This window comes from Monashia sp. HAY1-2A (genome assembly GCF_056755315.1).
This window is the reverse complement of record NZ_JBNDHY010000176.1, coordinates 1-8,432: the sequence shown is the minus strand read 5'-3', so window position 1 is coordinate 8,432 and position 8,432 is coordinate 1. Positions and strand designations below refer to the sequence as shown.

6 protein-coding genes are annotated in these 8,432 nt (G+C 72.2%); all 6 read left to right on the top strand.

Going from position 1 to position 8,432, the window contains the following annotated elements; genetic code table 11:
- Positions 1 to 1,402, top strand: a 1,402-nt coding sequence (locus ACPYOM_RS19160; protein ID WP_481347179.1) for an LpqB family beta-propeller domain-containing protein, incomplete at its 5' end; no start/stop codon positions are given.
- 104 nt (positions 1,403 to 1,506) lie between these two features.
- A complete protein-coding gene (locus tag ACPYOM_RS19155) occupies positions 1,507 to 2,310 on the top strand; it encodes a ComF family protein (RefSeq protein WP_481347178.1) in 804 nt (267 codons plus the stop codon).
- A 231-nt stretch (positions 2,311 to 2,541) separates the two neighbouring features.
- Complete coding sequence (gene hpf / locus ACPYOM_RS19150; protein WP_481339797.1) at positions 2,542 to 3,177, top strand: ribosome hibernation-promoting factor, HPF/YfiA family; 636 nt, start codon at positions 2,542 to 2,544, stop codon at positions 3,175 to 3,177.
- A 205-nt stretch (positions 3,178 to 3,382) separates the two neighbouring features.
- Entirely contained in the window at positions 3,383 to 4,066 is a 684-nt protein-coding gene (locus tag ACPYOM_RS19145; RefSeq protein WP_481347177.1) for a response regulator, read from the top strand.
- A gap of 29 nt (positions 4,067 to 4,095) precedes the next feature.
- Entirely contained in the window at positions 4,096 to 5,313 is a 1,218-nt protein-coding gene (locus ACPYOM_RS19140; RefSeq protein WP_481347176.1) for a winged helix-turn-helix domain-containing protein, read from the top strand.
- Positions 5,314 to 5,503: 190 nt separating this feature from the next.
- Entirely contained in the window at positions 5,504 to 8,356 is a 2,853-nt protein-coding gene (gene secA, locus ACPYOM_RS19135) for a preprotein translocase subunit SecA (protein WP_481347175.1), read from the top strand.
- The last annotated feature ends 76 nt before the right edge of the window (positions 8,357 to 8,432 follow it).

Sequence of the window (8,432 nt, the reverse complement as noted above, 5' to 3'; positions counted from 1 at the left end):
GGAGCCGGGCACGCGGGTGTCGATGGTCCTGGGGTTGACGAAGGTGCGGGGGGAGTGGCGCATCGAGCTGCCGCCCCGCGGTTTCGGGCTGTGGCTCGACACCGACCAGTTCGAGCGCATCTACACCAACCAGCTCGTCTACTACGTGACGAGGACCGGTCGCGACCTCGTGCCCGACTCGCGCTGGTTCCCCATCGGCTCGCGGCTGCCGACGACGCTGGCCCGCGCGCAGCTGTCGCCGGTGCCGGCCTACCTCGGCGGCGCCGTCGCCACCGCGGCGCCGCCGGGCACCCGCCTCGCCGTGAACGCGGTGCCGGTCGAGAACGGGCAGGCGCAGGTCAACCTCAGCACCCAGGCACTCTCGGCGGACCCCGACGGGCGCGCCGCCCTGTGGGCGCAGCTGACCGAGACGCTGCGGCAGGTCCCGACGGTCTCGTCGGTGTCGCTTGCCGTGGCCGGCACCCCGCTCGAGCTGCCCGGCGGCCTGACCACCGTCGGGGCCGCGACCGACCTCGGCTTCGACACCGTGACCCGCCCGGCGCAGGACACCGCCCTGCTGCGCTCGGGCGACTCCGTCACGCGGATCGACCCGACCTACGTGTCCGACACCGGCAACGGCGCCAGGCGACCCGACCTCAAGCCACGCGACGGTGACATCGCGCGCGTCCCCGACACGTGGACCGCCCTCGCCCTGTCGGTCGACGGCAAGCAGCTGGCCGCCGTGTCCACCGGCCGAGCCGAGCTGTCGATCTGGAGCGCGTCGGCCGAGACCCGGTTCCTCGCGCCGTTTGCGACCTCGCTGACGCGTCCGTCCTACGACAACAGCGGCTACCTGTGGATCGCCGGCAGCGGCGGCGACGGTGCCGACCACGTCTACGTCCTCGACAGCGTCTCGAAGGACCCCGCGGCGCGGCCGCGCGCGATCAGCGCGCCCTGGCTGGCGGGGCGCCGTGTCGTCGCGCTCAGCGTCTCGGCCGACGCGTCCCGCGCGCTCGTCATCAGCACCGACCGGTTCGGTCGCGACCAGCAGCTGGGGCTCACCGGCATCGTCAGGTCCACCAACGGCGAGCCCCTGTCCCTGACGACGCCGGAGCGCCAGGCCCAGTCACTGACCCAGCTGCAGGACGTCACCTGGCTCGGTCCGGTGTCCTACGCCGTGCTCGGCACCGAGGGCGCGCGCGGCAGCATGCATCCGTGGACCGGGACGCTGGGGGCCGGCATCGACGGCCGCCGGCAGTCGACCGCCGGGCTGGGAGCGGTGGCCGGTGCCGTCCGCATCACGACCGTCGGAGGTCCCCGCGGTCTCGTGGTCATCACCTCCGACGACCACGTCTTCGTCCGCGCCGGGTCCACCTGGCGCAGGATCGAGAACGGCAGCGACGTCCTCGTCCCGGGCGGCTGACCGGCGCACCGGCGCTCCTCCACACCCCCCGGCCCGGGCGCGAGGCGTCCACAGGCCCGCGACAGAGGCCGGCAGCGGCCGTGTCGACGCGGTGTCATGGGGTGGTGCCCGTCCCGCCCGAGGTGGCCGGCCGCGTCCGGGCGCTCGCCGCCGGGCTGCTCCTGCCGCTCGCCGACCTCGTTCTGCCGGTCGAGTGCGCCGGGTGCCGCAGGCCCGGACGCGCGTGGTGCCGGCGCTGCGAGCTCGCGCTCCCGGGTCTGGCCTTCGCCGGGGGCGCCCACGCCCCGCAGGTCGTCCCGCCGCGCGCGCCCGCCGGGCTGCCGCCGGTCTGGGCCTGGGGCCCCTACGACGGGCCGCTGCGCCACGCCGTCCCGGCGTGGAAGGACCACGGGCGGCGCGACGTCGAGGCGGTCCTCGCGCCCCTGCTCGCCGCAGCCCTCGAGGCCGCGGTGCGGGAGTCGGGGTGGTCCCGCGGGCCAGTCCTCGTCGTCCCCGTGCCGTCGTCACGACGGGCGGAGCGGACCCGCGGCGACACGCCGCTCGTCGCTCTGGCGACCCACGCGCTCGGCGTGTCGCCGGCGAGGCCCGGGCCCTCCTCGCCGGTACCGGTCCGGCTCGCGTGCGCGCTCGAGCCGACCCGCCGTACGCGCGACCAGACCGGCCTCGACCGGGCCGCCCGACGTCGCAACCTCGCCGGCTCGATGGTGGTCAAACCCTTGTGGCACAAGGTCATCCGCGGACGACGCTGCGTCGTCGTCGATGACGTCCTGACGACGGGTGCCACGCTCGCCGAGGCCGCTCGGGCCCTCCACGAGGGTGGCGCCGTCGCGGTCGTCGGCGCCACCGTGGCGGCCACACCCGCCCCGAGGACCCGCCGGCGGGGTCCTGCGTCGGGGCGGCCCACGTGAAGTCCGTCGTAGTCCCGGGAACTGCTTCCCACCGGTGTCGCCGCCGAAGTAGGGTCGGGTCAGGAACCCCGTCCTCCGGGGTACGGCAGCTGGGCTCGGCCCCCCGTCCGACCGGAGGCGTGACCAGCGGAAGGGGTGGTGTCGACCCGTCAGTGGGCCGGCCGCGCGTGGCCTGGCCCGGAGCAGCAGCCTGCGCCGCACGAAGAAGCCGTGCGCGATCAAGGAGGAACCGTGGAGATCGTCGTCACTGGGCGTCACGTCCAGATCCCCGACCGATTCCGTCAGCAGCTGGACGAGCGCCTGGCCAAGGTGCCCGCACTCGCCCCCAAGGTGCACCGCATCGATGTCGTCGTCACCCACGAGCGGGTAGCCCGTGGGTCCGAGAAGGTCGAGATCACGTGCCGGGCCAAGGGCCCCGTGATCCGCGCCGAGGCCTGTCTCGACGACAAGTACGCCGCGCTCGACGCTGCCGTCGACAAGCTGATGGACCGGTTGCGGCGGGTGCACGACAAGCGCAAGGTGAGCCGGGGTCGCCGGGTCCCCGAGTCGGTTGCACAGGCGACGGCACGCATCGACGCAGCGGGGGAGCCCTCCGCGCCCGAGTCGGCCAACGGCGACGGTCGCATCGACGACCTCGACCGCTTCGGAGCCATGGGCAACTCGCCGATCGAGGTCCGCGAGAAGATCCACACGGCCGCCCCGATGAGCCTCGAGGACGCCGTCAACCAGATGGAGCTCGTCGGCCACGACTTCTTCCTGTTCCACGACGCCGACACCGACCGCCCCAGCGTCGTGTACCGGCGCCGGGGGTGGAGCTACGGGGTCCTGCACCTCGAGACCGACCAGGAGGTCGCCGCCACCGGCTGACGGCTCGCGCCACGAAGGCCGCACCGGTACGCACCGGCACGCACGGGGAGGCGCCGTCCGCACGAGCGGGCGGCGCCTCCGTCACGTGGCCCGCCACGACGGCCGGTCCATCGCCGGGCCGTCGCCAGTGCGTCGCCAGTGCCTGGCCAGCGCGTCGAAAGGCGCGCCGGCGTGCGTTGTCGGCACGCTTTGACAGGATGGGCGGGTGAACCCGCCTCCGGACGTGATCCGAGTCCTCATCGTCGACGACCACGCGCTCTACCGCCGCGGGCTGCAGACCGTCCTCGAGACCGAGGACGGCATCCAGGTCGTCGGCGAGGCCGCCGACGGCGTCGAGGCGGTCACCGTCGCCGAGGAGAAGGCCCCCGACGTCATCGTCATGGACGTCAGCATGCCCAAGCGCGGCGGCATCGACGCCTGCCGGGCCATCCGGGAGCGCATCCCCTCCGCCCGCATCCTCATGCTGACCAGCTCCGACGACGAGGCCAACCTCTTCGAGGCCGTCCGGGCCGGCGCCAACGGCTACCTGCTCAAGGACGTCCCGCCCGAGGAGGTCGCCGAGGGCATCCGCAAGCTGCACGACGGGCAGTCGCTCCTGTCGCCGCTGATGGCCTCCAAGCTGCTGCACGAGTTCGCCGCGATCAGCCAGCGCGACTCCGTCCCGGCCGTCGCGGGCGGCCTCGAGGCGCCGCGCCTGACCGAGCGCGAGCTCGGCATCCTGCGGCTCGTGGCCAAGGGCCGGACGAACCGCGAGATCGCCACCGAGCTGTTCATCTCCGAGAACACGGTCCGCAACCACATCCGCAACATCCTCGACAAGCTGCAGATGCACTCGCGGATGGAGGCGGCGATGTACGCCGTGCGCCAGCGGCTCATCGACCCGGACTGAGGCCCACGAGCCGAGGACGTGCACCGCCCGTGACCCTTGCCCCGCGCCGGCTCAGCCGCGCCCAGGCCCGACGCGTCGCCATCGCCGCGCAGGGCTTCCTCGACCCGCGTCCCGAGCCGTTCGCGGCGACGATGCGCCACGTGCAGCGCGTCATCGACCGGGTCGGCGTCATCCAGATCGACAGCGTCAACGTCCTTGCCCGCAGCCAGTACCTGCCGCTCTTCTCCCGCCTCGGGCCCTACGACCCGGCCCTGCTCGACCGCGCCCGTGACCGGGCTCCGCGCCGGCTCGTCGAGTACTGGGCCCACGAGGCGAGCCTCATCCCGCCCTCGACGTGGCCCCTGCTCGACCCGCGCATGCGCGCGGCCGCCGAGAAGGCGTGGGGCGGCATGCGGCGCATCCTCGCCGAGCGTCCGGACTTCGTCGACCTCGTCGAGGCCGAGGTCGTCGCGCGCGGGCCGATGACGGCGCGTGAGGTCGAGGCCGCCCTGGAGCACGACCAGCCGCGCCGCACGGACCACTGGGGCTGGAACTGGTCGGAGGTCAAGCAGGCGCTCGAGTACCTCTTCTGGGCCGGGCGCATCAGCTCGGCCGGGCGGACCACCCAGTTCGAGCGTCGGTACGCCTCGCTCGCCGCGACGGCCCCGCCGGCGCAGCGCGCCGCCTGGCTCGAGCGCCCGGGCCCCGACGCCGACCCCGAGCGGTACGTCGAGCTCGTCCGGATCGCCGCTCGCGCCCACGGCGTCGGCACCGAGCTGTGCCTCGCCGACTACTTCCGGATCAAGCGGGAGGACGCGCGACCGGCCATCGCCCGGCTCGTCGCCGACGGCGAGCTCGTCCCCGTCGAGGTGCCCGGCTGGCGGCCCGCATGGCTGCACGCCGACGCGCGGCTGCCCAGGCGGGTCCACGCCGAGGCGCTCGTCAGCCCGTTCGACTCGCTCGTGTGGCAGCGCCAGCGGATCCATGACCTGTGGGACTTCCACTACCGCATCGAGATCTACACGCCGGCCCACCAGCGCGTCCACGGCTACTACGTGCTCCCCTTCCTGCACGGCGACGCGCTCGTGGCTCGCTGCGACCTCAAGGCCGACCGCGCCGCGGGCGTGCTCCGCTGTCCCGGCGTCTCGTGGGAACCCGGCGCGCCCGCCGACGCGCGGAGCGCCCTCGTGCGCAACCTCGAGGCCATGGCGCAGTGGCTGGGTCTCGAGCGCGTCGACCTGCCTCCGGGCTGGGCCGGGGCGCCCTGACACGTCACCCGCGCCGGCGGCACCGATCCTCGAGCCGATCCGGAACCGCCCCGGAACCGACCGGGGCGGGTGTGCGTTGGTCGGAGAGTCGCCGGGACGGTTAGCCTAGGCGGGTCCCGTGACCCATCGCGGGCGATGGAGCCCGCCCACCGGGCGAGCCCACACGTTCAGTCGGGAGTGAGATCACCAGATGGCCGTCATCGAGAAGCTGCTTCGCGCCGGCGAGGGCCGGACCCTGAAGAAGCTCCAGGGCATCGCCAAGCAGGTCAACGCCCTCGAGGCCGACTTCGAGAAGCTCACCGACGAGGAGCTGCGGGACGAGACGAAGGGCTTCCGCGAGCGGCTCGACAACGGCGAGACCCTCGACCAGCTGCTCCCCGAGGCCTTCGCCGCCGTCCGCGAGGCGAGCAAGCGCACCCTGGGCAAGCGTCACTTCGACGTCCAGCTCATGGGCGGCGCCGCGCTGCACATGGGCAACGTCGCGGAGATGAAGACCGGCGAGGGCAAGACGCTCGTCGCGACCCTGCCGAGCTACCTCAACGCGCTCACCGGCCAGGGTGTGCACGTCATCACGGTCAACGACTTCCTCGCCGAGTACCAGTCCGAGCTCATGGGCCGCGTCCACCGCGCCCTCGGCATGGAGACCGGCTGCATCCTCGCCTCGATGACGCCCGAGCAGCGCCGCGCCGAGTACGCCAAGGACATCACCTACGGCACGAACAACGAGTTCGGCTTCGACTACCTGCGCGACAACATGGCGTGGGAGCCCGCAGAGCTCGTCCAGCGCGGCCACCACTTCTGCATCGTCGACGAGGTCGACTCGATCCTCATCGACGAGGCCCGCACGCCGCTCATCATCAGCGGTCCGGCCGACCTCGCGACGAAGTGGTACGTCGAGTTCGCGCGGATCGCCCAGCGCCTGCACCGCGGCGAGGACGGTCGGGGCGACTACGAGGTCGACGAGAAGAAGCGCACCGTGGGCGTCCTCGAGTCGGGCATCGCCAAGGTCGAGGACGTCCTCGGCATCGACAACCTCTACGACACCGTCAACACCCCGCTCATCGGCTACCTCAACAACTCCATCAAGGCCAAGGAGCTGTTCAAGAAGGACAAGGACTACGTCGTCATGAACGGCGAGATCCTCATCGTCGACGAGCACACCGGCCGCATGCTGCCGGGCCGCCGCTACAACGAGGGCATGCACCAGGCGATCGAGGCGAAGGAGGGTGTCGAGATCAAGAACGAGAACCAGACCCTGGCCACGATCACCCTCCAGAACTACTTCCGCATGTACGACAAGCTCTCGGGCATGACCGGCACGGCCCAGACCGAGGCCGCCGAGCTGAACTCCATCTACAAGCTCGGGGTCATCCCGATCCCGACGAACCGGCCGATGATCCGCATCGACCAGCCGGACCTCGTCTACCGCACGGAGATCGCCAAGTACGACGCCGTCGTCGACGACATCGCCGAGCGGCACGCGGCCGGCCAGCCCGTCCTCGTCGGCACCGTGTCGGTCGAGAAGAGCGAGTACCTCTCGCAGCAGCTGAAGAAGCGCGGCATCAAGCACGAGGTGCTCAACGCCAAGCAGCACGAGCGCGAGGCCGCGATCGTCGCCGAGGCGGGCCGCAAGGGGGCCGTCACGGTCGCGACGAACATGGCCGGTCGAGGCACCGACATCATGCTCGGCGGCAACTCCGAGTTCCGGGCCGTCGCCGAGCTGAAGCGCCGCGGCCTCGACCCGGAGGAGACGCCGGAGGAGTACGAGGCGGCCTGGGACGAGGCGCTCGCCGCCGCCGAGGAGGCGGTCGCCGCCGAGCACGAGGAGGTCACCCAGCTCGGTGGTCTCTACGTCCTCGGCACCGAGCGGCACGAGTCCCGCCGCATCGACAACCAGCTGCGCGGTCGTTCCGGCCGCCAGGGGGACCCGGGCGAGTCGCGGTTCTACCTGTCACTGCACGACGACCTCATGCGCCTGTTCAACGCCGGCATCGTCGACCGTTTCATGCAGACCGCCGGCATGGAGGACGACGTGCCGATCGAGAGCAAGATGGTCACGAACTCGATCCAGAAGGCGCAGGGTGCGGTCGAGGCGCAGAACTACGAGATCCGCAAGAACGTCCTCAAGTACGACGACGTCATGAACCGCCAGCGTCAGGTCATCTACGAGGAGCGCCGCGCCGTCCTCCAGGGCGAGGACCTGCACGAGCAGCTGCGCCTCTTCGTCAACGACGTCGTCGGCGGGTACGTCGACGCCGCGACGGCCGAGGGCTTCGCTGGCGACTGGGACCTCGAGCAGCTGTGGGAAGCCCTGCGCCAGGTGTACCCGGTCTCGGTGACGATCGAGGAGATCGAGGACCTCGCCGGTGACCGCCAGTCGATCTCGGCGGGCCTGCTGCGCGAGCAGCTGCTCTCCGACGCCCACCACGCCTACGACCGGCGCGAGGAGTCGCTCGGCGCCGAGACGATGCGCGAGGTCGAGCGGCGCGTCGTCCTGTCGGTGCTGGACCGCAAGTGGCGCGAGCACCTGTACGAGATGGACTACCTCCAGGAGGGCATCGGGCTGCGCGCCATGGCCCAGCGCGACCCGCTCATCGAGTACCAGCGGGAGGGCTTCCAGCTGTTCGAGGCAATGATGGAGGCCATCAAGGAGGAGTCGGTCTCACACCTGTTCTCCGTCGAGGTGCAGGTGGCGCCGCAGCCCGCGAAGGTCGGCGCGGCCCCGATGTCGGTCTCGGACCTCGTCGGTGGTGTCGCCGCAGCGACCGCCGACCGCAGCGCACCGGTGACCGACGACCGGACCGGTGCCGCCGCCGAACCGGACGCCCACGGCGGGGCCGAGCCCGCCGCCCCGGAGGGTGTGGGCGCCTTCGGCTCCGGCGTGCGTGTGTCCGGCGTCGACCACACCGACGGACAGCGGTCCGGAGCGTTGCGCTACTCGGCTCCGGGTGAGGACGGCCGAGCCGTCGTCACCGGTGACCAGCAGCCGGTCGAGCGTCGCGCCGACCGCCGCGGCAAGAAGGTCAAGCGCAAGCGGCGCTGACGATGCGGTGCGAACCATCGACGCGGGCCCCGACCACCTCTGTCTCTTATACACATCTGACGCTGCCGACGACGGA

Excerpts from the sequence above, each read along its gene's own strand:
- secA (WP_481347175.1), top strand. The coding sequence starts at position 5,504 with ATGGCCGTCATCGAGAAGCTGCTTCGCGCCGGCGAGGGCCGGACCCTG.